Below are 19284 nucleotides of genomic sequence, written 5' to 3' on the forward strand. Positions count from 1 at the left end.
CAGGGTGAGGGACGTGTGCCCAAGGCACACGTCCCTTGTGGTTCAGGCTGCTGCCGTCTTCCCTTTCAGCAGGGGCTGCATCTGCCCGTAGGTCAGCGAACGCCAGACCCATTCCAGCGGGCCGAAGCGGAAGACCGACAGCCAGAGCGGCGACCAGATCAGCTGGGCGGCCCAGACGATCAGGACCAGCTTGGCCTGGTCCACCCGTTCCACCGTACCGAACAGGCCGAGGCCCGGTGTGCCGACGAAGATGAAGGTCATGATCAGGGTCTGGGTGAGATAATTCGTGAAGGCCATGCGGCCGGTCGCGGCGAAGAGCTTCATGACCAGCGAGAACAGGCCGATCTTGGACAGGAGCATGATCGTCGAGGCATAGCCGAAGGCCAGCACCAGGCTGCCGAAATAGGCATAGGCATTGCCGTCGGCCATGGCACGCGGATCGAATTCGCCGGCGATCATGGTTTCGGTACCGGTGTGCGAGATCCACAGGCCGGCGGCCAGGCCGATCGCGGCCAGCACGGCATAGCGCGCATAGCCCCAGCTGGCCGACAGGAAGCCCGACTTGAACAGCGCCATGCCGATGAACATCAGGCCGAGTGTGCGCGCGCCCAGCATGATCATGCCGGCCAGCTGGCCGACCACGGCCATGCCGGCATTCCAGGGCAGACGGTCGAGATACCCGGCCTGGTAGGCCGCGGTCATGTTCTCGATCATGCCGGTCAGCATCCCTTCCTGCTGAGCCGCCGATTCGGGTGTGGTGAAAACGAGGCCGAGATACATGCCGCCGACCATCAGCAGCGCCGAGACCAGAATCAGCACAATCCCCCAGACGACCAGCGACACCGATCCCAGGCGCCGGGCCTTCACAGCGAGCATTCCCAGAAGGGCGTAGGTGACCAGGATGTCGCCCCACCAGAGCAGATAGGCGTGGATGGCCCCGATCAGCAGCAGCCAGAGCATGCGCGGATAATGCTTGCCGGTATCCTCGCCCTCGCCGGCCATCAGGATGATGCCGGCGCCGAACAGGGTGGAGAAAATGGTGATGAATTTGAGATGGAAGAAGGTGTGCGCCAGCGCCCAGACGGTCATGTTCGCGCCGGTCAGGTCCATCTGCATGGTTGGATTGTCGTAGGCAAAGGGCGTCATCGCGAAGCCCTGGACATTCATCATCAAAATGCCCAGCACGGCGATGCCGCGCAGGGCATCGATGCTGACCAGGCGGTCGGTTCTGGGTGCAGCAGTCATCTTGTCCCCCTCAAAGACGTGTCGTCGCGCAACTTAGCGTCCTGGTCGGGAAATGTCCTGCGGGACTTTGGCCGGGTGTGTCCCGCCCCGGTCAGGCCGCGGTCACGGAGCGGGCGATGACGGCGATATAGCTGATATAGCTGCCGAACAGCACAAGGCCGAGCAGGCGGTTGATCGGCTGCCGGGCCAGGGTGATCGCCGCAATGGCGATGCTGGCGCCCAGCATGACCCACAGGTCGAGCGAGAAGAAGCCTTCGGGAATCGGCAGATCCGCGCCGATGGCCGAGGCAGCGATGCCGGTCGCCCCGCCGACGGCGAAGACGTTGAAAATGTTCGAGCCCAGCACATTGCCAATGGCCAGCTCGGCCTGGCGGCGCACCGATGCCATCACCACGGTGGCCAGTTCGGGCAGCGAGGTGCCGAAGGCGATGGCGGTCAGGCCGATAATGGCCTCGTCGATATCGAAGGCGCGGGCGGCTTCGGTGCCGCCGACGACGATCATCTGCGCCCCGACCGGCAGGGCGACAAGCCCCACGATGACCGCGGCGATGCTCTTGCCCAGCCCGCCGGGCAGGCCTTCCATGTGTTCCAGGTCGGTCAGCTCGGCAAGTGTGGGATCGTCCTTGGCGTTGCGGGCGAGAAAGCCCAGCAGGGTCACATAGCCGACGATCAGGGCGAACAGGGCCCAGCTCTCGACGGCGGAAATGGTGCGGTCCCAGCTGACGCCGACCAGGATAAGGGCGGCCATGAGGGCGAAAATCGCATTGCGGCGCACGCCGGGTGTCGTTGTGGCGATTGCGCCGAAGATCGCCGGCAGGCCGAGAATCAGCAGGAAATTCGCCGTGTTCGAGCCCACGATATTGCCCAGGGCGAGCCCGGGATGGCCGGACAGGGCCGACTGGATGCTGACCACCAGTTCCGGCGCCGATGTGCCGAAGGCGATGATCGTAAGTCCGACCAGAAGCGGCGGCAGTTTCCAGACACGGGCAACGGCCGCACCACCCCGGACCAGAAGGTCGCCGCCGAACAACAGGACGACGATTCCACCCAGGATCAGGGCGAGGAAAACCGGAGCAGCCATGTCGGGAACCTCTGGTCTCGCGGACTAGTCGAGGCGGCGGTATTCGATAAGGTTGAGCAGACCGAAGAGCAGCGCGACGCCGCCGAGAGCAACAAGAGCGTACATGAGATACCTTCCCAAACTGGCGTGTTCGAGCCCCGTACATAGCGTGCCCGCCCGGCAGTGGCCAGAGGCGGCTGCGGCATGAGCTGGAAACGCTGCATAGAGCCTGCGGTACGGCCGATCATGCACTCCTGGTGGCGCTGGAATCGGGGGATGACGCTGGGCGTTCGCGGCATCGTGGTGGACACGGCGGGCCAGGTCGCGCTGGTCCGCCACACCTATGTTGCGGGCTGGCATTTGCCGGGCGGCGGGGTGGAGCGCGGCGAGCCGGCCCATTTCGCGCTTCAGCGCGAGCTCGCCGAGGAGGCCGGCGTGGCGCTGGCCCGGCCGGCCCGGCTGTTCGGCGTCTACAGCAATGAGCGCCGGTTTCGCGGCGATCACATTCTTGTCTACGTCGTGCGGCACTGGCGTCCCTGCGAAACCGATCACGAGGGCGAGATCGAGGCCGTGCACTGGTTTGCGCCGCAGGACCTGCCCGCGGACGCGACGCCGGCGACACAGAGGCGGCTTGCGGAATTTCTGGAAATACGGGCGGTTTCGGAGGAATGGTAGGTGCGGTGTACCGGCCCGGCCCGGAGCAAAGCGAGGGTTATTGCCTCGGACCGGACCGGCACACCGCGGGGCGCACGCTGACGACACTAGATGCCGGTCGCTGAACCGGAGCTGACAGCGGCGGGCTCTTTTTCGCCCCAGATATGGCGACATGGCGGGACAAGCCGGACAAAATGACTAGGATTGCGATCACATGAGCCGGCAGGGTCGATTCGAATGACCGCACACTCGGAAGAGGAGACCTATCTCCGGACGGATGCGGAGGCGCCGGAGAGCCGGTCTGCCCTGCAGCGTCTGGCGCATGCGGACGGCTGGATCGGCCAGGTCCTGCCGGGGCTTGTCGCCGTGACCTGTATCATCATCGTCGCCCTGGCCGTGATGGCTGGCGAAGGCGCGCTGATGGCCTCGGCCCGCTCGACCAATCTGTCCACCCTGCAGACCGTCCTGCGCAATACCATCCAGCGTTTCGAGGACTGGGCCCAGGACCGCGAGAACGATGTCCGCGTGTGGGCCGAGAACGAAACGGTCGTCACGGCCCTGGAAGAGCTCGCGCGCACGCCGGTCCGTTCTGCCCTCGAGGCTTCGCCCGAGCAGGAACGGCTTCGCGAGATGCTGGGACCGTGGCTCACCGAGTACGGCTATCGCGGTTATCAGCTCATTTCGCCCAACGGCACGACGCTGTCGGCCATGCGCGACAGCGAACTGGCCCAGCCGGCCCTCGTTCTGGACCTGGTCAATCTCGAACGTCTGTCGAACACTGGAGCCTTGCTCACGCGGCCGCACATTGTCGACCAGCTCCTGTCCGTGCCGGGCTCCGAGCTGGCGGCGATCGGCGAGGAAATCCTGATGTATTCGGTCTCCGAAGTCCGCCGCAACGGCGAACGCATCGGCTATCTCGCCCTGCGGATCGATCCGCTGGCCGAATATTCGGCGACCTTCCGGGTCGGACGTACCGGCGTGTCCGGCGAGACCTATGCCATCGACCGGAACGGACGCCTGCTCACCGAGACCCGCTACAGCGAGGAATTTGTCCAAGCCGGCCTGCTCGCCGACGGGCACCCCTCCATGCTGCATATCGAGGTGCGCGATCCCGGCGTGGACGTGACCCGGGGGGCGATCCCGTCCCGGCCCTATGCCGAGTGGCCGCTGACCGTGGCTGCCCGTTCCGTCATCGAGGAGCGGCGCGGGCACGATCTGCGCGGCTATCGCGATGCGCGCGGCGTGCTGGTGATGGGCGCCTGGGTCTGGGACAATGTGCGCGATATCGGAGTGATCACCGAGATCGAGGTGGTCGACGCACTGGCCGGCGCAAACCAGGCGCGCGCGGTGTTGCGGGTCTTCGCGGTGGCGATGGCGCTCTCCTTCATCCTGCTGGCGGTACTGTTCAGTGCGCACAGGACGATCACCCGCCGCCGGGCCCTGGCTACTGCGGCCGCCAATCAGCGCCTGTCGCAGATCCTGATGACAGCGGCGGAGGGGATTTACGGCATTGACGGCAAGGGCATCATCACCTTCATCAATCCGCGTGCCTGCCAGATGCTCGGCTATGAGGAGCACGAGCTGATCGGCAAAGACATGCACGCCACGGTGCACCATTCCCGGCGCGACGGTTCGATCTACCCGCGCGAGGAGTGCGGTATCCACTATCCCGGAAATCCCGGTGAATCGGTGGATGGCGACGTGTTCTGGACCAAGGCGGGCCAGCCCATTCCGATCGAATCGTCCAGTTCGCCGCTGGACCCGGCCGACAAGACCAGGGGGGCGGTTATCACCTTCCGCGACATCACGAATCGCAAACGCGACGAGCTGGCACTTCGCCGTTACGCCCAGGAGCTCAAGCGCTCGAACTCGGAGCTGCAGGAATTCGCCTACGCCGCCTCGCACGATCTGCAGGAACCGCTGCGCAAGATCCAGGCCTTCGGCGAGCGGCTGAACAACAAGTGTTACGATGCGCTGGACGATACCGGGCGGCACTATCTGGAACGCATGGTCGATGCGGCGACGCGGATGCGGCGCCTGATCGACGATCTTCTGAGCTATTCCCGCGTCAATTCGAAGACGACGTCCTTCCTGCCGGTCGAATTGTCGGCGGTCATAGCCGATGTCTTGTCCGACCTGGAACCGCGCATCACCGCCGAAAACGCCAAGGTCCGGGTCGGCGACCTGCCGGCGATCGAGGCCGATCCCGGACAGATGCACCAGCTTTTCCTCAACCTGATCGCCAATTCGCTGAAATTCCGCCGGCCCGGTGTACAGCCCTCGATCACGATCGAGGGTTCCGTCGAGGTCGGCGAGAGCGGGGCCATGGCCCGGATCGCGGTGGCCGACAATGGCGTCGGTTTCGAGCCGCGTCATGCCGAGCGCATCTTCGGCATGTTCGAACGCCTGCACGGGCGTGACGAGTTCGACGGTACCGGCGTGGGCCTGGCCACCTGCCGCAAGATTGCCGAGCGCCATGCCGGCGAACTGACGGCCTGGGGCGAGCCCGAGGCCGGTGCGGTTTTCACCCTCCTGCTTCCCGTACGGCAAGGCAGCGTGACCTGACGAAGGCGCGGCGCCGCCGGTGCCGCGATATGGTTCATGAGCGATCGCGAACGATATTTGCGCCGGGTTGAACGGCTGGCCGTGCCGCTGATGGCCGGGGCCTGCCTGATCCTGCTGATCGCCGCCGCGCTGCTCGCGGCGCCGGTGGGCATTGCGGGGGGGCTGGCCATGGCGGGCGCGATGGCCGGGCTGGCCGGACTGGTGGTCCTGCACGAGCGGGCGCGGCGCCGGGCCGAAACGCGCCGGGCGGCGCTGGAACGGGACAACGCCGTGCTGATGCAGGAGAACGAGGATCTGCGCGTCTTCGTGTCGGCCACGACGCACGATCTTCACGAGCCCTTGCGCAAGATCCAGGTGTTCGGGGACCGCCTGCGCGACCGCATGGGGCTGATGCCGGATCCGGATGCGCTGCGTTGTCTCGAGCGGATGACGGATGCCGCGACGCGGCTGCGGGACCTGCTCGATGCGCTCAAGATTCACGTCCGGATCGATAGCCGCAACACTGCATACGAGCCACTGGACCTGGACGAACTGGTTGCGGACATCCTTTCGGCGCGCACCGGCCCGGTGCCGGGGACGATCGAGGTGAGCGGCCTCGCCCCGATCGAGGCGGATCGGGCGCAATTGCGGATTCTTTTTGAGAATCTGATCGATAATGCCTTGAAATATCGGCGCCCGGACGCGAATGTGCATATTCGTATTTCAGGCCGGACCGAGACGGACAGCGGGGGCGGACGGATCGTGATCGAGATCACCGACAACGGGATCGGCTTCGATAATCGTCATAGCGAACGCATTTTCGGCCTGCTCGAACGCCTGCATGCACGCGACGCCTATCCGGGCGCCGGCGTCGGGCTGGCCACGTGCCGCAAGATCGCACGGCAGCACGGCGGTTCGATCAGCGCACGCGGAGAATCCGGCCAGGGCGCCTGCTTTACCTTGATCTTGCCGTTACAACAGGCGAATCTGTCATACATGCCGCTCGCAGCGGGCGGTTAGAAAGGACGGGGCTTTCACCATGAGCCATGACAATCGGCTTTTCACCATCCTGATGGTCGACGACGATCCCGATGATCGTCTGCTCTTCAAGGAAGCCTGCGAGGAAGTGCGCCTGCGCAATCCACTCGAATTCCTCGAGAATGGCGAGCAACTGGTCGACTATCTCAAGCGCCGCGGCTCCTATTCCGATCTCGAGGGCGCGCCCTATCCGGGGATCATTCTGCTCGACCTCAACATGCCGCTGAAGGACGGGCGGGAGGCGCTCGAGGAGATCAAGAATGACAACGAGTTGCGCCACATCCCGATCATCGTCCTGACGACGTCCAAGGATGAGGACGACATCCTGTCCAGCTACGGGCTGGGCGCCTCCTCGTATATCGTCAAGCCGATCTCGCTGGACCGGCTGATGCGCGTGGTCAATTCCATCGGCGAGTACTGGGTCCAGATCGTCGAAGTGCCGCAGCGCGACAACCCGGAAGACGCCGAAGACTAGTTCCGCCTTTTCCCGCGACAGGAGAATGGTCTAGGATGGTTTCGCGCGAGGGGGCGCAAGGCCGTCATGGCCAAACAAGCGGGGAGAAAACCCATGAAACATTTCGTTCTGGCCGGGGCAGCGGTGCTCGCACTATCGGGGCCTGCCCTCGCAGGCGGCATGGATAATGCCGTCGGGCACACGGTCCGGGTGACAGCCGGTGAAGACAGTTTCGATGCCTGGTTCCATGCGGACGGCGCCTATTCCGACTCGCGCGGCCTGTCCGGCAGCTGGAGCTATGACGAGCAGTTGTGCGTCACGGTCAGCACGGAAGAGGGGCCGCAGACCAGTTGCGGCCCGTGGAATCCGGACCTCTCGGCGGGCGAGTCATGGTCGACGACAGGTTGGTCCGAGGACGGCTCCGCCATTACCGTCCAGATCGTCGCCAGCTGACGCCGGGTGAGGCGGGGCGGTCCGTACGGACCGCCCCGCTCGCCTTTCGCGCGAGTTGCCGCGACTCTGACGTATTTCGCGGCTAGTGTTCCCCGGCTCGCGCACTTTGCGGTGAGGGGGAGTTGTCATGCTGATCGCCCGTCTGTCGAAGATTTCGGCCACACTGTTCGTGTCCATGCTGATGGCGATGGGCATGCTGGTAGTGCTGTGGTTCTACCTGCCGGAATGGCTGGGCTGGGTGCAGGACGGGGCCGATCTTGTCGAGGATGGCGTGGCCAGCATCCCCATCCCCGAACAGTACAACAATCTCGTGCGCATCTATGCCAGCGACGACAAGATCGTGCTGCTGATCTTCACCGTCATTGCCCGCATCCTCCTTGGCATCGCCGGGACCGGTTTCACCGCATTGACGGCGGGCGACAGGATCCGGGTCGCGGAACCGCCCTTCGTCAGCCGCATCTCCTCGATGATGGCCACGCTTTTCCTGTCTTTCGTCCTGGCCATACTGATGCTGGCCTTCATCGCCCTGACCATGGAACAGGTGCTGCACACCATGCTCGACATGGCGGACTGGCTGGAGGACCAGATCGCGCACCTGCCGCTGGCGGGGCGCTGGCGTTCGGGCGTGCGTTTTGCCGTCTCCGACGACAAGATCCTGCTGCTCTTCTTCACCATCATCGCGCGCATCCTGATCGCGCTTGTGGCGACGTCCCTCACGGCGAGCCTGCGTTCGCTCACCGGCGGCGGGAAACCGCAGACGATCAAGGTACCCGGATAGGGGCGAAGGCGCGCCTAGCGGCTCAGCCGTTCAGACAGCAACGGCAGCGAACGGTCCATCCGGTAATCGATCGAGGAATGGGTGCCGTGGAATTCCTCGTAAACGTGGTCGACTCCCTTTGCCGCCAGCAGCTTGTTCATCCGGCGGGCGCCATAGACCAGATTGTACTGGTCGATATCCCCGCAATCGATGAATAGTGCCTTGAGCTGTTTCAGCCCGTCGGCCCGGGTTTCGGCGAGTGTCAGCGGGTCCCATTTCATCCACTCGGCCCAGCGTTCGGGGATGATCTCGCAAGTGTCCCGCGTCACCGGCAGCCGGATTCCCAGAAAGGCGCCGGGATCGGGATCGTAGGTCGCGGCCATGGCCAGAATCATGAGGGCGTGCAGATCGTCGCCATCCACCTTTTTCTGACTCTCAGCTTCCCAGGCCTCGATAAAGCTCTCGATCGTCCCGCCGTGCTTGGCGATGCGGCGCAGCGTGTGGGCGAAATCGGTCGCGAACATCAGCTCGAACCCCATATCCCCGGAATGGCAGGCTGCCCCGGCCCAGAAGTCGGGATACAACAGGGCATGCACGATGGAGCCGTAGCCGCCGGAGCTCTTGCCGAACAGGCCGCGCCGGCCGGCCCCGCCGCAACCGTATTCGCTCTCCACGAAGGGTACCGCCTCCTCGCGCAGGAAATCGTCCCAATTCCCCATGGCCGCCGAATTGACGTACTGATTGCCGCCCAGCCGGGTGAAGCAGTCCGGAAAGGCGATCACGCAGGGCTTCATCCTGCCCTCGTGGATCAGCCGGTCGGCGCGCTCGGGAACGTTTTCGCCGAAATTGCGCCAATTGGTGTGCCCGGGGCCGCCCGAGGTGAAGCCGACGATATCGAGCAGCAGCGGCAGGCCGCGGCCGTCGTGCCCGGCGGGGACATAGACGTCGATCCGGCGCCGCGTGGGATCGCCCAGCATGTTGTTGGCGACGGCGCGGCTGTCGATCGTGTGGGTTTTCAGCGAGCCTGCCGGATATGTCGATTTGCGGTGCATCGTGTCCCCCGTACTGGATGCGGGCAGCCTAGACGCGCCGCGCCGTGGGGCAAGGGCTTGAGCTGACACGCAAACGGGGGGATTTTGCTGCATGAGCATTCCCAAGCGCTACATCACCGCCGACCATCTTCTCGCCGACAGCATGCGCCTGGCGCGCCAGGTGTTCGAAGACGGGTTCAGGCCCAGCCATATCGTCGGTGTCTGGCGCGGTGGTGCGCCCGTGGGGATCGCGGTCCAGGAGTATCTCGACTACCGGGGGGTGGAGACCGATCATATCGCCCTGCGCACCTCCTCCTATACCGGTATCGACCGGCAGGCGAAGGAGGTGCGGGTTTTCGGCGAGGGCTATCTCGTAGACACGCTGAATGCCGAAGACCGTCTCCTGATCGTTGACGATGTGTTCGATTCCGGCCGGTCCATCGACGCCATCCTGCGCGTGCTCAAGGCCAAGTGCCGGCGCAATTATCCCGATGATGTCCGCGTGGCGACTGTCTATTACAAGCCCGCCCGCAACATGACCGCTCTGGAGCCGGATTATCACGTCGAACAGACCGATGACTGGCTTGTCTTCCCGCACGAATTGTGCGGCCTCACCGATGCGGAGATAAGGGCGAAGGGCGAGATCGGGAGTGTGGTATTGGGGTAGCAGATGACCGGGTTTTACGGCCGATCCCGGGCGCCATGGAGGACGCGAAGTATCAGGGCATTGTCGCGGAGGGCCTGGTAGACGACAAGATAGGGCGTTCCCGGTACCACAAGTTCGCGCGTTCCTGCTCGCCGGCCCTCACGCCCGATTGTTGGATAATCCCCGAGTTTTTCGGTCGCCCCGAAGATGCAGTCGCGCAGCCGGATTGAAGCGGAAACGTTGTCGGCTGAGACCCGTGCGATGATTGACGTCATGTCGAGCCTGGAGCGATCCGACCATATGACCGTCATTTCTTGCGAGCGGCTTCAATGATCGCGTTGACTTCCGCCATCACCTGTTCGTGCGGCACGACATTGCCGGCATCGGCGTCGCGAATGCCGTCTTCGATGGCTTCCAGGATCCAGTCCTGGCGATCGAAATACTGTTGCAGGGCTTCCTTGACGACCCAGTTGCGCGAACGGTCCTGAGTCTTGGCAAGGTCGTCGAGTTTGCCGAGCGCGGCGTCGTCGATGCGGATGGATATATTTTTCATAATACCGATTTTGTAATCACTTCAAGTGAAGTGTATCATGGCAAGGTTTCGCGTAAAGGGGGTTTTCGGATTTCTCTCCAGCCTTACTTCGGCCGGTGAATGGCGCAGAGCTTGTTGCCGTCGGGATCGCGCACATAGGCCAGATACATCGGTCCCAGACTGCCATTGCGCAGGCCCGGCGCCTCCTCGATCGAGGTGCCGCCATGCTCGATTGCGGCATCGTGGAACTGCTGCACCTGTTCGCGAGAGGTGCATTTGAAGCCGATCGTGCCGCCATTGGCGCAGGTGGCTGCCTCGCCGTCGATCGGCTCGCTGATGCAGAACGTATTGCCGTCGTGGCGGTAGAACAGGCGGACATGGCCGGTGGGGGCTTCATTGCGCAGCGGTTCGCCTGCGCCGAGCGTTCCGAGCACGGCATCGTAGAAACGCCTGGACCGTTCGATATCGTTGGACCCGACCATAATGTGACTGAACATGGATTATCATCCCCCGACATGTAGACCCGGCGAGATTACGCTCACGCCTCGTCCAGGCCCACATCGAAATTCGGGGCCGAATGCGTCAGGGCGCCGACCGAGATCACATCGATGCCGGTTTCGGCGATGGCGCGGACCGTGTCCAGATTGACCCCGCCGGAGGCTTCGAGGGTGACACGGCCCTTCGCTTCAGCGACGGCGGCCTTCAGATCGTCCAGCGAGAAATTGTCCAGAAGGACGTTTTCCGCCCCGGCCTCGACGGCTTCGGCCAGCTGGTCCAGCCGGTCGATCTCCACCGCGACACGCGTCATGTGGCCGGCATGGGCCTTTGCGGCGGCGACTGCTGCGGCGACGCCGCCGCACACCGCGACATGATTGTCCTTGATCAGGATGGCGTCATCCAGCCCGTAGCGATGCAGCGCACCACCGCCGGCCTGGACCGCCTGCAGTTCGAAAGCGCGCAGGCCCGGCGTGGTCTTGCGGGTATGCACGATCTTCGCACCGGTGCCCGCGACCGCGTCGACATGGCGCCGTGTGAACGTCGCGATCCCGCTCATCCGGCCGAGGAAGTTGAGCGCAATGCGTTCCGCCGACAGGAGGGCGCGGGCCTGGCCGTTGACGCCGAAGAGGACTTCGCCCGCCTTCACCGTGCCGCCATCCTTCACCTGCAGGGAGATCAGTGCGTCCGGGTCCATCTGCCAGACGGCCTCGACGGCCGGTTCCAGTCCGCAGATCACCCCGGCTTCGCGGGCCTTGAAATAGAATTTCTCTTCGCTGTTCGCCGGAATGCAGGCCAGCGAGGTGATGTCGCCGCGTCCGCCCTGGTCCTCGGCGAAGGCGCGGGTGACCGCCTCGGTGACAATGTGGCGGGGCAGGGGGGAGACGGGCATTGCGTGTCCTATTCGGCGGGGGTGCGCAGGCGGCCGGGTTCGGCTGCCACCAGGTCGGCGAGGGTCAGGCGTGTATGCTCCGCCTTAGCACGGGTTTGCGGACAGTCGGTGCGGAAATGTCCGCCCCGGCTTTCCGTGCGGCGCAGCGCGCCCTCGGCGATGAAACGGGCTGCCACCAGTGCGTCGGCCTCTCCGTGTTCGGCGCGCATCGCGTCGATCCGTTCGGCCAGTGCCAGCAGCCCCGCCGCAGTGCGCTCCACGCCGCAATACCGGCTCATGGCCTCACGCAGGCGGGTGAGGGCGAGAAGGGGAAGCTGCGGCGGCACCCATCCTTCCCCTGGATGGGGAAGGTGGCCCGAAGCGGAGCTTCGGGTCGGAAGGGGCGGAGGCGAGGCGGGTGCTGGCTTGGTGCCACCGGGATTCACCCCCTCCACCGCCCCCATCAAGGGGGAGGACGGGAGCATCTTCGCCACCCGCGCCGCACTCACCAGGCCTTCCGCCAGCGAGTTGGAGGCCAGGCGGTTGGCGCCGTGCAGGCCGGTCGAGGCGCATTCGCCGATGGCGTAGAGGCCGGGCACAGTGGTGCGGCCGTCGATATCGGTCATCACGCCTCCCATGTGATAGTGCGCGGTCGGGGCGACGGGAACGGGATCGCGCCGGGGATCGATGCCGGCGGCCATGCACGCCGCGAAGACCGCGGGAAACCTGTCCGCAAATGCCTCGCCGATCGCCGCGCGGCAGTCGAGGAAGGCGCCCTTGCCGGAGGCGTTCTGGCGGTGCACCGCCCGGGCAACGACATCGCGCGGGGCCAGCTCGGCATCGCCATGGACCGCCTTCATGAAACGATGCCCGGTCCGGTCGACCAGGATGGCGCCGTCGCCGCGCAACGCCTCGGTGCACAGCGGTGCCGGATCGACACCGGCCTTGAGCGCTGTCGGATGAAACTGCACGAATTCGGGATCCCGGATCACTGCGCCCAGACGCGCCGCCATGGCCATGGCCTGGCCCTGGGCGGCGGCCGGCGTGGTGGTCAGTGCGAACAGGCCGCCGGCTCCGCCCATGGCGAGGATTGTGTGTTCGGCCTCGATGACGCCGGCTTCACCGTCCGGCGCACAGGCCCGGGCACCGCTGCAGCCGGTTTCGCCGCCCTCAAGCGCGACCGCCTTCCAGCCATCCCGGATGTCGATGTGATCGGCGGCGCGCACGGCCGCGATCAGCGCGGCCATGACGGCCGCGCCCGCGCCGTCGCCCTTCACCCGGGCCACACGATGGCGCGAGTGGGCGGCCTCGCGCGAGAGCGACCACGTGCCGCCGGATCGCTCGAAGGGAGCGCCCAGGGCCGCGAGTGCCTCGACCTCCGCGGCCGCGCCTTCGGCCAGGGCACGCGCGGCGTTTTCGTCGACCAGGCCGGCCCCGGCCTCGATCGTGTCGCGCATGTGCAGGAAAGGCGTGTCGTCTCCGGCCAGGGCTGCCGCGACACCGCCCTGCGCCCAGCCCGAGGCGGCCCCCTCGCCCAGGGGCGATCCGGTCAGCAGCACGACCCGGCGCGGCGCCAGTTTCAGTGCGGCCCACAGGCCCGCAATGCCGGCGCCGATGACAAGGACGGGGCGGGTCATGGCACGCCCTAGACCGACACGATCTCGACAGGCTTTTCCTGCTTTTTCGGATCGAAACTGGCCGGCCTGTCGGGCTTGGGCAGGTCCAGCATGGCCTGGACCGAGCGGCGGGCGCCGTCGATCACCGCGTCGGGGACGACGACTTCGTGCTGTTCCAGGCGCAGGCAGTCATAGATGTTTTCCAGTGTGATCCGCTTCATGTGCGGGCACAGATTGCACGGGCGGATGAACTGCACCTCCGGCACGTCGACGGCGACATTGTCGCTCATCGAGCATTCGGTCAGCAGCACGGCCTTCCGGGCGCCCGAATTGCGGGCATAGTCGGCCATGGCGGCGGTGGAACCGGCATAGTCGGCGGCCTGGACCACGTCCAGCGGGCTTTCCGGGTGGGTGATGATCACCACGCCGGGATGCGCCTCGCGCAGCTCCTCGACGTCGCGGGCGGTGAATTTCTCGTGCACTTCGCAGGCCCCCTTCCAGGTCAGGATGCGCACATCGGTCTGGGCCGCGACATTCTTGGCCAGGTATTCGTCCGGCAGCAGGATCACGGTATCTGCGCCGAGGCTTTCGACCACCTGCACGGCGTTCGAGGAAGTGCAGCAGATATCGCACTCGGCCTTCACGTCCGCCGAGGTGTTCACATAGGTCACCACCGGAACGCCCGGATAGGCGGCCTTGATGCGGCGCACATCCTCGCCGGTGATCGAGGAGGCCAGCGAGCAGCCTGCGCGGGTGTCGGGAATGAGGACCGTCTTTTCCGGGGCCAGAACCTTCGCGGTTTCCGCCATGAAGTGGACGCCGGCCTGGACGATGATATCGGCTTCGCTGTCGGCGGCCATGCGCGCCAGCGCCAGGCTGTCGCCCATCAGGTCGCCGACACAGTGGAAGATGTCGGCGGTCATGTAATTGTGGGCCAGTATGACCGCGTTTTTCTCTTTCTTGAGCTTGTTGATGGCGTGGATGAGCGGCGCCTTGGCCGGCCACTCCATCGGGGTGACGACATCCTTCACTTTCTCGTAGAGATGGTCGGTCGCCGCCTTGACCTCGTCCGTATACGCCAGTTCCGGCCGATCCTGATCAAAGCCTTGAGGCGTTCCGTCCCAGTTCAATCGATCCATTTTCCCCTCCCTTTTGCTCAGTGTGAGCATTTATGGGGTCTGAAAATGGGCGGCTCGTTTTGGGGCCACCCCTTTTGCTCGAAATGAGCTTTACCTGTGCAGCGTATATATGCTCACTTTGAGCACAGTGCAAGGGTGGCCGGCCTATACGTGGTGAACCGCGGACAAGCGCACGTGCAGGAGCCAGAGGCCGGTGCCCAGCGCGGCCAGGAGAAGGCCCAGAACCAGGGCGGCCCAGAAGGTGATGCCGACGGCAAACAGGGCGTAGACGAAGCCGCAAGTCGCTCCGACCGACAGCACGGCTCGGCGCAGCGTCGCTTCGTCGCGCGGCAGCTGGCAGAGGCCGAGAAGCAGTGCGAGGACAGCGGGCAGTCCGAGACTGTACAGCTGCAGACCGATGAAACGCAGGGCGAGAATCGCCGCCAAGCACACGAACACCGTCAGACCGGCTTCGACCGTCGATACGCCCCGCACATTATCCCCCGATACAAACGCCCACGCTACAAACGCATTCATAGTGCAACGAACTGCGCTAGCAAGCAAGAATTGAGGCGAAACAGCGGACGGGCGCAGCTGCGGTGACTTCAGCCCAGCTCGCGCAGTTTCGGCGTGGCCAGGCCCAGGGAGGGCAGGCCGGCCAGGGCTTCGCGGCGATAGCGGAACAATTCGGCCGGGCGGCCGCCGGTCCGGTTTTCCAGCTTGCCCGTCCCTTCGACAAATCCCGTGCGATCGAGCGCGCGGCGGAAATTCTGCTTGTGCAGGCGATAGCCGGCGATGGCCTCGACCATCTGCTGAAGCGAGGACAGGGTGAACAGGTCGGGCATGAGTTCGAACACGACGGGCCGGTACTTGATCTTGCCGCGCAGGCGCGAGATCGCGGTGGCCAGGATGCGGCGGTGATCGGAGGCCATGGACAGGCCGAAGGCCGGACATTGCGAGGGATTGTCGGTCTGGCCGTCGCGGGCGGCCTCGGCGACCAGGCCTGCCTCGTAGAGGAGCTCGAAACGGTCCAGCACCCGTTCCTCGTTCCAGCCCGCCCCGCCGACGCCGAATGTCGTCTTCAGCCGGTCGTGACGCGAGGCGCGCCGTCCCGGCACACCGGCCTCGTCAGCCCAGGCCGACAGGCGCGGCACGATTTCGGTCTCGATCATCTCGGGCTTGCCCTCGCGCCAGTCCTCCCAGGGAAAGAAGTCGTACCAGCCCCGCCAGCGTCCGCCGCCCTCGGGCGGGGTGGCGATATCCGCGGTCAGGGCGAGATATCCCACCGAGATGATGCGGGCGTCTCCCGACCCGGTCATCGCCGCCAATGGCGCTTCGCGGCCGCGATCGCCGAAGGTGTAGAGCTGTTCGACATAGCCCAGCTGGAAGCGCGCCTGTTCGGCCACCCAGCGGCGCAGCCCGATCTCGAAGGTGCGGTGCTGGGCCGGGTCGAAGGGACCGAAGGGCAGGGCGACCCCGCCACCGTCCTGGGGCACGATCAGCACCTGCGGCGTATCGCCGTCGACCGACAGGATGACCGCGTTCAGGCCGACGGAAAGAGGTTGGCCGGCCAGCGTCGTCATCGCCCCTCAACCTCCCTCAGCACGGTCTCGAAGCGCTCCAGGAAGTGGATCTGGGCCTGTTTGACCGGTTTCGGATCGATCGTGACCTCCAGCCCCGCCGGCGGCCGGCCGAAGAATTTCACCGACTCCGCGTGGCTGAACCCGGCAATCTGGGTGGCTTCGAAATAGGCGCAGATCACATCGGCCCGCTTGATCTTGCGCTTGACGTCCTGCGGCATTTTCGGCGGCAGGCCGAAGCGCAAATGGATGGCCCGCTCCAGACGGTCTTCGAATTCGCGATAATTGACGCCCAGCGCTGCCTTGAAAGGACTGATCATGTCGCCGATGACGTATTCCGAGGCATCGTGCAGCAATGCCGCCAGCCGCCATTTCGGCGCCAGCGCGGCATAGAGTTCCTCGAGGATGTCCAGCACCACGACCGAGTGTTCGGCCACGGAAAAGGCGTGATCGCCGCGGGTCTGGCCGTTCCAGCGCGCCACGCGGGCAAGACCGTGGGCGATATCCTCGATCTCCACATCGAAGGGCGAGGGATCCAGCAGGTCCAGCCGGCGTCCCGATATCATGCGCTGCCAGGCGCGCGGAGCGGTGTCTTTCTTGCGGGCGGCAGCGGGCATGGGCGGTTCGACCTCCAGATCCTCGTCGGACAGCGGAAATAACACCGAAGTGCACGCCGCTCCACTCCACCGGCAGCAGGGAGCTGAAAGGCCGGTGCCTTGCCTCGCGCGGGCCTGTCCGACACTCTCGGGCCGACACAGATCCGACCCGGGGAGGGAAGCATGCACAGGATGATCGTGGCACTGGCCTGTCTGGCCGGCTTGGGCGCTGCCGCGTCGGCACAGGACTATGCCCGCTACAGCCAGGACGCGCTGCGCGCCGAGCTGGCGCGCCTTTCAACGTCGCAGACCAAGCTGCTCGTGCCCATGCGCGACGGGGTCGGACTGTCGACAGATGTCTACCGGCCGCGCGGAGCCGACGGCGATCTGCCGGTGATCTTCTGGCGTACGCCCTATAATTTCAACACCCTGTCCGGCAGCCGTCTGCGCATGGCGGTGGAATCGGTCAGCCGCGGCTATGCCTTCGTGATCCAGAACGAGCGCGGCCGCTATTTTTCCGAAGGCGAGTTCGAGATTCTCGGCCATCCGCGCACTGACGGGTATGATGCGCTGAGCTGGATCGCCGAGCAGGACTGGTCCAATGGCCGTGTGGGCACATGGGGCTGCTCGTCCTCGGCGGAATGGCAGCTGGCCCTGGCCGCACAGGACCATCCCGCTCATGCGGCCATGGTGCCCATGGCGTCCGGTGCCGGTATCGGCCGGGTCGGCGAGTTCCAGGAGCAGGGCAACTGGTATACCGGTGGCGTGCCGCGCAATCTCTTCTTCGTCTGGCTCTACGGCGTCGACAATCCGTTGCGTGCGCAGATCCCGCAGGGCCTCGATGCCGAGACCCGGACTCGCATTTCCCGCTACAACGATCTTGCCGCCGACAAGCCGGAGGTCGACTGGGCCAGCCAGATCGAGCACCTGCCGGTTTCCGGAATGCTGAGCTCCCTGGGCGAGCCGCCGGCCACGTTCGAGGAATTCATCTTGCGCACGCCGGCCGATGCGGGCTGGTTCCAGGGCGGGCTCTATCACGACGACGAGGGCTGGGGCGTGCCCGCGCTGTGGTTCAATTCCTGGTATGACGTGTCGATCGGCCCGAACATGGCGCTGTTCAACCATGTCCGCGCCAACGCGTCCGACCGGGAGGCGCGCGAGAACCAGTATGCCGTGGTCGGCCCCAACACCCATTGCGACTTCTTCGGGTTCGGGCCGGATACTGTCGTGGGCGAACGCGATTTGGGGGACACGTCGTTTGACACGACCGGCCTGATCTTTGCCTGGTTCGACCGCTGGCTGAAAGACGACCGCGATGCCTGGGACCGGGATATGCCGCATGTGCAGTATTTCGCCATGGGCGCCAATGAATGGCGCAGCGCCGAGACCTGGCCGCCGGAGACCAGCGAGGCCGTGCGCCTCTATCTGCATTCCGATGGCGGGGCGAACAGCCGTTACGGCGATGGCCGGCTGAGCGCCGAGCCGCCGGAGGGCGAGCAGCCGGCGGACACATTCGTGTACGATCCCATGGTGCCGGTACAGACCATCGGGGGCGGGGATTGCTGCAATGGCGGGATCGTCCAGCCCGGCGCCTTCGACCAGCGCCCGATCCAGGTTCGCAATGACGTGCTCGTCTATACTAGCGAGGTGCTGAGCGAACCCATGGAGGTGTCCGGCTTCATCGATGCCGTGCTGCACGTCTCCTCGGACGCGCCGGATACGGACTTCGCGGTGAAACTGGTCGATGTCGCACCGGACGGCACCGCCTACATCATCGACGATACCATCCTGCGTGCGCGCTATCGCAACGGCTATGACGATCCGCAGATGATGGAAGAAGGCGAGGTCTACGAGCTGGACTTCACGCCGATGACGTCGTCCATCGTCTTCCAGCCCGGTCACCGCATCCAGGTGGAAGTGGCCTCGTCGAACTTCCCCAAATTCGTGCGCAATCTGAATACGGGCGGGCCCAACTACAATGAGAGCGAGGGGCGTGTGGCGAACAATTCGATACACCACGATGCCGGGCATCCCTCCTATATCGAGCTGCCGGTGGTTCGCCCCGAATAGGCTGGTCCGGCCGGTTCTGTGCCGCTTTGCCGCACGGGACCGGCAATTGACCGGCGGCGCAAAAGGAAGTCGGATAACGTCCACAAGGATTTTCGGGAGATTGCCATGGGCCTGATGCGAGTCGTGATGAGACTGGGACGCAATCCCGACGCCGGTTTTCCGGACGGCGACGACCGGCAAGGCTATGTCGTCGTGGCGCCACTGGACGGCAATGGCAAGCTGGATCTCGATCTGTGGCGCCAGAACAAGGTGAAATGCACGGTCGACCGGTTTTCGCCGGACCCGGCCGACAAGGCCGATGGCTGGCTTTCCCATCGCGGCAGTCACTGGTTCTTCCGCTATGACGAGGAGGATGAGGGGCCGGACGAGCCGGTCTTCCGGCTCGGCGATCACACGATGCGCGTCGGCGATTATTTGACCATTCATGAAGCCGATGGCGACGATCTGACTTATCGCGTGACCGAGGCGCAACCGGTTTAGCGCGCACGTATCTTTCTTGTCGCCCTAAGGGTTCGCGCCTAACC

Annotated in this window: 21 protein-coding genes; 9 read left to right on the forward strand and 12 right to left on the reverse strand. The window is 65.1% G+C overall.

Annotation, left to right across the window (positions count from 1 at the left end; genetic code table 11):
* Nucleotides 1–42: 42 nt before the first annotated feature.
* Nucleotides 43–1245 carry a DUF418 domain-containing protein gene (locus Q1U94_RS04060; RefSeq protein WP_300542200.1) on the reverse strand — a complete coding sequence of 401 codons (1203 nt, stop codon included), beginning with the start codon at nucleotides 1243–1245 and terminating at the stop codon, nucleotides 43–45.
* 91 nt (nucleotides 1246–1336) lie between these two features.
* Entirely contained in the window at nucleotides 1337–2326 is a 990-nt protein-coding gene (locus Q1U94_RS04065; protein ID WP_300542202.1) for a calcium/sodium antiporter, read from the reverse strand.
* Between the two features lie 183 nt (nucleotides 2327–2509).
* On the opposite strand from Q1U94_RS04065, the gene Q1U94_RS04070 reads away from it, so the two are divergent.
* From Q1U94_RS04070 to Q1U94_RS04095, 6 genes are all read left to right on the forward strand, one after another.
* Nucleotides 2510–2980 carry an NUDIX domain-containing protein gene (locus Q1U94_RS04070; protein ID WP_300542203.1) on the forward strand — a complete coding sequence of 157 codons (471 nt, stop codon included), beginning with the start codon at nucleotides 2510–2512 and terminating at the stop codon, nucleotides 2978–2980.
* Between the two features lie 216 nt (nucleotides 2981–3196).
* Nucleotides 3197–5524: an ATP-binding protein gene (locus Q1U94_RS04075; RefSeq protein ID WP_300542205.1), complete on the forward strand. Its 2328-nt coding sequence runs from the start codon at nucleotides 3197–3199 to the stop codon at nucleotides 5522–5524.
* A 90-nt stretch (nucleotides 5525–5614) separates the two neighbouring features.
* Nucleotides 5615–6523 carry an ATP-binding protein gene (locus tag Q1U94_RS04080; RefSeq protein WP_300542235.1) on the forward strand — a complete coding sequence of 303 codons (909 nt, stop codon included), beginning with the start codon at nucleotides 5615–5617 and terminating at the stop codon, nucleotides 6521–6523.
* A gap of 19 nt (nucleotides 6524–6542) precedes the next feature.
* Nucleotides 6543–7016: a response regulator gene (locus tag Q1U94_RS04085; RefSeq protein WP_300542207.1), complete on the forward strand. Its 474-nt coding sequence runs from the start codon at nucleotides 6543–6545 to the stop codon at nucleotides 7014–7016.
* A 93-nt stretch (nucleotides 7017–7109) separates the two neighbouring features.
* Nucleotides 7110–7448 (forward strand): hypothetical protein, encoded by a 339-nt coding sequence (locus Q1U94_RS04090; protein ID WP_300542209.1) that lies wholly within the window; start codon nucleotides 7110–7112, stop codon nucleotides 7446–7448.
* A 127-nt stretch (nucleotides 7449–7575) separates the two neighbouring features.
* Nucleotides 7576–8226 (forward strand): hypothetical protein, encoded by a 651-nt coding sequence (locus Q1U94_RS04095; RefSeq protein ID WP_300542211.1) that lies wholly within the window; start codon nucleotides 7576–7578, stop codon nucleotides 8224–8226.
* A gap of 14 nt (nucleotides 8227–8240) precedes the next feature.
* Here Q1U94_RS04095 and Q1U94_RS04100 read toward each other — a convergent pair whose 3' ends face one another.
* Nucleotides 8241–9257, reverse strand: coding sequence for an alpha/beta hydrolase-fold protein (locus Q1U94_RS04100; RefSeq protein ID WP_300542213.1), 1017 nt, complete (start codon nucleotides 9255–9257; stop codon nucleotides 8241–8243).
* Nucleotides 9258–9348: 91 nt separating this feature from the next.
* Between Q1U94_RS04100 and Q1U94_RS04105 the strand changes: the two genes are divergently transcribed.
* Complete coding sequence (locus Q1U94_RS04105) at nucleotides 9349–9903, forward strand: phosphoribosyltransferase family protein (protein ID WP_300542215.1); 555 nt, start codon at nucleotides 9349–9351, stop codon at nucleotides 9901–9903.
* A gap of 14 nt (nucleotides 9904–9917) precedes the next feature.
* On the opposite strand, the gene Q1U94_RS14105 is transcribed toward Q1U94_RS04105, so the two are convergent.
* The 9 genes from Q1U94_RS14105 to Q1U94_RS04145 form a co-directional block, all read right to left on the reverse strand.
* Nucleotides 9918–10193 (reverse strand): type II toxin-antitoxin system RelE/ParE family toxin, encoded by a 276-nt coding sequence (locus tag Q1U94_RS14105; RefSeq protein WP_366917249.1) that lies wholly within the window; start codon nucleotides 10191–10193, stop codon nucleotides 9918–9920.
* Nucleotides 10190–10435, reverse strand: coding sequence for a CopG family ribbon-helix-helix protein (locus Q1U94_RS04110; protein ID WP_300542217.1), 246 nt, complete (start codon nucleotides 10433–10435; stop codon nucleotides 10190–10192). Before Q1U94_RS04110 ends, Q1U94_RS14105 begins: the two co-directional genes overlap by 4 nt.
* 83 nt (nucleotides 10436–10518) lie before the next feature.
* A complete protein-coding gene (locus tag Q1U94_RS04115; protein WP_300542219.1) occupies nucleotides 10519–10911 on the reverse strand; it encodes a VOC family protein in 393 nt (130 codons plus the stop codon).
* Nucleotides 10912–10952: 41 nt separating this feature from the next.
* Nucleotides 10953–11801, reverse strand: coding sequence for a carboxylating nicotinate-nucleotide diphosphorylase (nadC, locus tag Q1U94_RS04120; RefSeq protein ID WP_300542221.1), 849 nt, complete (start codon nucleotides 11799–11801; stop codon nucleotides 10953–10955).
* An 8-nt stretch (nucleotides 11802–11809) separates the two neighbouring features.
* Complete coding sequence (locus Q1U94_RS04125) at nucleotides 11810–13417, reverse strand: L-aspartate oxidase (RefSeq protein ID WP_300542222.1); 1608 nt, start codon at nucleotides 13415–13417, stop codon at nucleotides 11810–11812.
* Nucleotides 13418–13425: 8 nt separating this feature from the next.
* Complete coding sequence (gene nadA, locus Q1U94_RS04130) at nucleotides 13426–14565, reverse strand: quinolinate synthase NadA (RefSeq protein WP_366917250.1); 1140 nt, start codon at nucleotides 14563–14565, stop codon at nucleotides 13426–13428.
* A 114-nt stretch (nucleotides 14566–14679) separates the two neighbouring features.
* Complete coding sequence (locus tag Q1U94_RS04135; protein ID WP_300542226.1) at nucleotides 14680–15009, reverse strand: hypothetical protein; 330 nt, start codon at nucleotides 15007–15009, stop codon at nucleotides 14680–14682.
* A 110-nt stretch (nucleotides 15010–15119) separates the two neighbouring features.
* Nucleotides 15120–16097: an NAD regulator gene (locus Q1U94_RS04140; protein ID WP_300542227.1), complete on the reverse strand. Its 978-nt coding sequence runs from the start codon at nucleotides 16095–16097 to the stop codon at nucleotides 15120–15122.
* Entirely contained in the window at nucleotides 16094–16711 is a 618-nt protein-coding gene (locus Q1U94_RS04145; RefSeq protein ID WP_366917253.1) for an HD family hydrolase, read from the reverse strand. Before Q1U94_RS04145 ends, Q1U94_RS04140 begins: the two co-directional genes overlap by 4 nt.
* 162 nt (nucleotides 16712–16873) lie before the next feature.
* Between Q1U94_RS04145 and Q1U94_RS04150 the strand changes: the two genes are divergently transcribed.
* The gene (locus Q1U94_RS04150; RefSeq protein ID WP_300542231.1) at nucleotides 16874–18760 is read left to right on the forward strand and encodes a CocE/NonD family hydrolase; all 1887 of its coding nucleotides are present in this window, start codon (nucleotides 16874–16876) and stop codon (nucleotides 18758–18760) included.
* Between the two features lie 105 nt (nucleotides 18761–18865).
* Nucleotides 18866–19240 (forward strand): hypothetical protein, encoded by a 375-nt coding sequence (locus Q1U94_RS04155; RefSeq protein WP_300542233.1) that lies wholly within the window; start codon nucleotides 18866–18868, stop codon nucleotides 19238–19240.
* Nucleotides 19241–19284: the final 44 nt, after the last annotated feature.

Source organism: Maricaulis sp., from assembly GCF_030149515.1.
GTDB lineage: Bacteria > Pseudomonadota > Alphaproteobacteria > Caulobacterales > Maricaulaceae > Maricaulis.

Bases quoted from the DNA above. Each gene is read 5' to 3' on its own strand.
- Q1U94_RS04060 (WP_300542200.1), bottom strand. From the start codon at position 1,245: ATGACTGCTGCACCCAGAACCGACCGCCTGGTCAGCATCGATGCCCTG.
- Q1U94_RS04065 (WP_300542202.1), bottom strand. From the start codon at position 2,326: ATGGCTGCTCCGGTTTTCCTCGCCCTGATCCTGGGTGGAATCGTCGTC.
- Q1U94_RS04070 (WP_300542203.1), top strand. From the start codon at position 2,510: ATGAGCTGGAAACGCTGCATAGAGCCTGCGGTACGGCCGATCATGCAC.
- Q1U94_RS04075 (WP_300542205.1), top strand. From the start codon at position 3,197: ATGACCGCACACTCGGAAGAGGAGACCTATCTCCGGACGGATGCGGAG.
- Q1U94_RS04080 (WP_300542235.1), top strand. From the start codon at position 5,615: ATGGCCGGGGCCTGCCTGATCCTGCTGATCGCCGCCGCGCTGCTCGCG.
- Q1U94_RS04085 (WP_300542207.1), top strand. From the start codon at position 6,543: ATGAGCCATGACAATCGGCTTTTCACCATCCTGATGGTCGACGACGAT.
- Q1U94_RS04090 (WP_300542209.1), top strand. From the start codon at position 7,110: ATGAAACATTTCGTTCTGGCCGGGGCAGCGGTGCTCGCACTATCGGGG.
- Q1U94_RS04095 (WP_300542211.1), top strand. From the start codon at position 7,576: ATGCTGATCGCCCGTCTGTCGAAGATTTCGGCCACACTGTTCGTGTCC.
- Q1U94_RS04100 (WP_300542213.1), bottom strand. From the start codon at position 9,257: ATGCACCGCAAATCGACATATCCGGCAGGCTCGCTGAAAACCCACACG.
- Q1U94_RS04105 (WP_300542215.1), top strand. From the start codon at position 9,349: ATGAGCATTCCCAAGCGCTACATCACCGCCGACCATCTTCTCGCCGAC.
- Q1U94_RS14105 (WP_366917249.1), bottom strand. From the start codon at position 10,193: ATGACGGTCATATGGTCGGATCGCTCCAGGCTCGACATGACGTCAATC.
- Q1U94_RS04110 (WP_300542217.1), bottom strand. From the start codon at position 10,435: ATGAAAAATATATCCATCCGCATCGACGACGCCGCGCTCGGCAAACTC.
- Q1U94_RS04115 (WP_300542219.1), bottom strand. From the start codon at position 10,911: ATGTTCAGTCACATTATGGTCGGGTCCAACGATATCGAACGGTCCAGG.
- nadC (WP_300542221.1), bottom strand. From the start codon at position 11,801: ATGCCCGTCTCCCCCCTGCCCCGCCACATTGTCACCGAGGCGGTCACC.
- Q1U94_RS04125 (WP_300542222.1), bottom strand. From the start codon at position 13,417: ATGACCCGCCCCGTCCTTGTCATCGGCGCCGGCATTGCGGGCCTGTGG.
- nadA (WP_366917250.1), bottom strand. From the start codon at position 14,565: ATGCTCACACTGAGCAAAAGGGAGGGGAAAATGGATCGATTGAACTGG.
- Q1U94_RS04140 (WP_300542227.1), bottom strand. From the start codon at position 16,097: ATGACGACGCTGGCCGGCCAACCTCTTTCCGTCGGCCTGAACGCGGTC.
- Q1U94_RS04145 (WP_366917253.1), bottom strand. From the start codon at position 16,711: ATGCCCGCTGCCGCCCGCAAGAAAGACACCGCTCCGCGCGCCTGGCAG.
- Q1U94_RS04150 (WP_300542231.1), top strand. From the start codon at position 16,874: ATGCACAGGATGATCGTGGCACTGGCCTGTCTGGCCGGCTTGGGCGCT.
- Q1U94_RS04155 (WP_300542233.1), top strand. From the start codon at position 18,866: ATGGGCCTGATGCGAGTCGTGATGAGACTGGGACGCAATCCCGACGCC.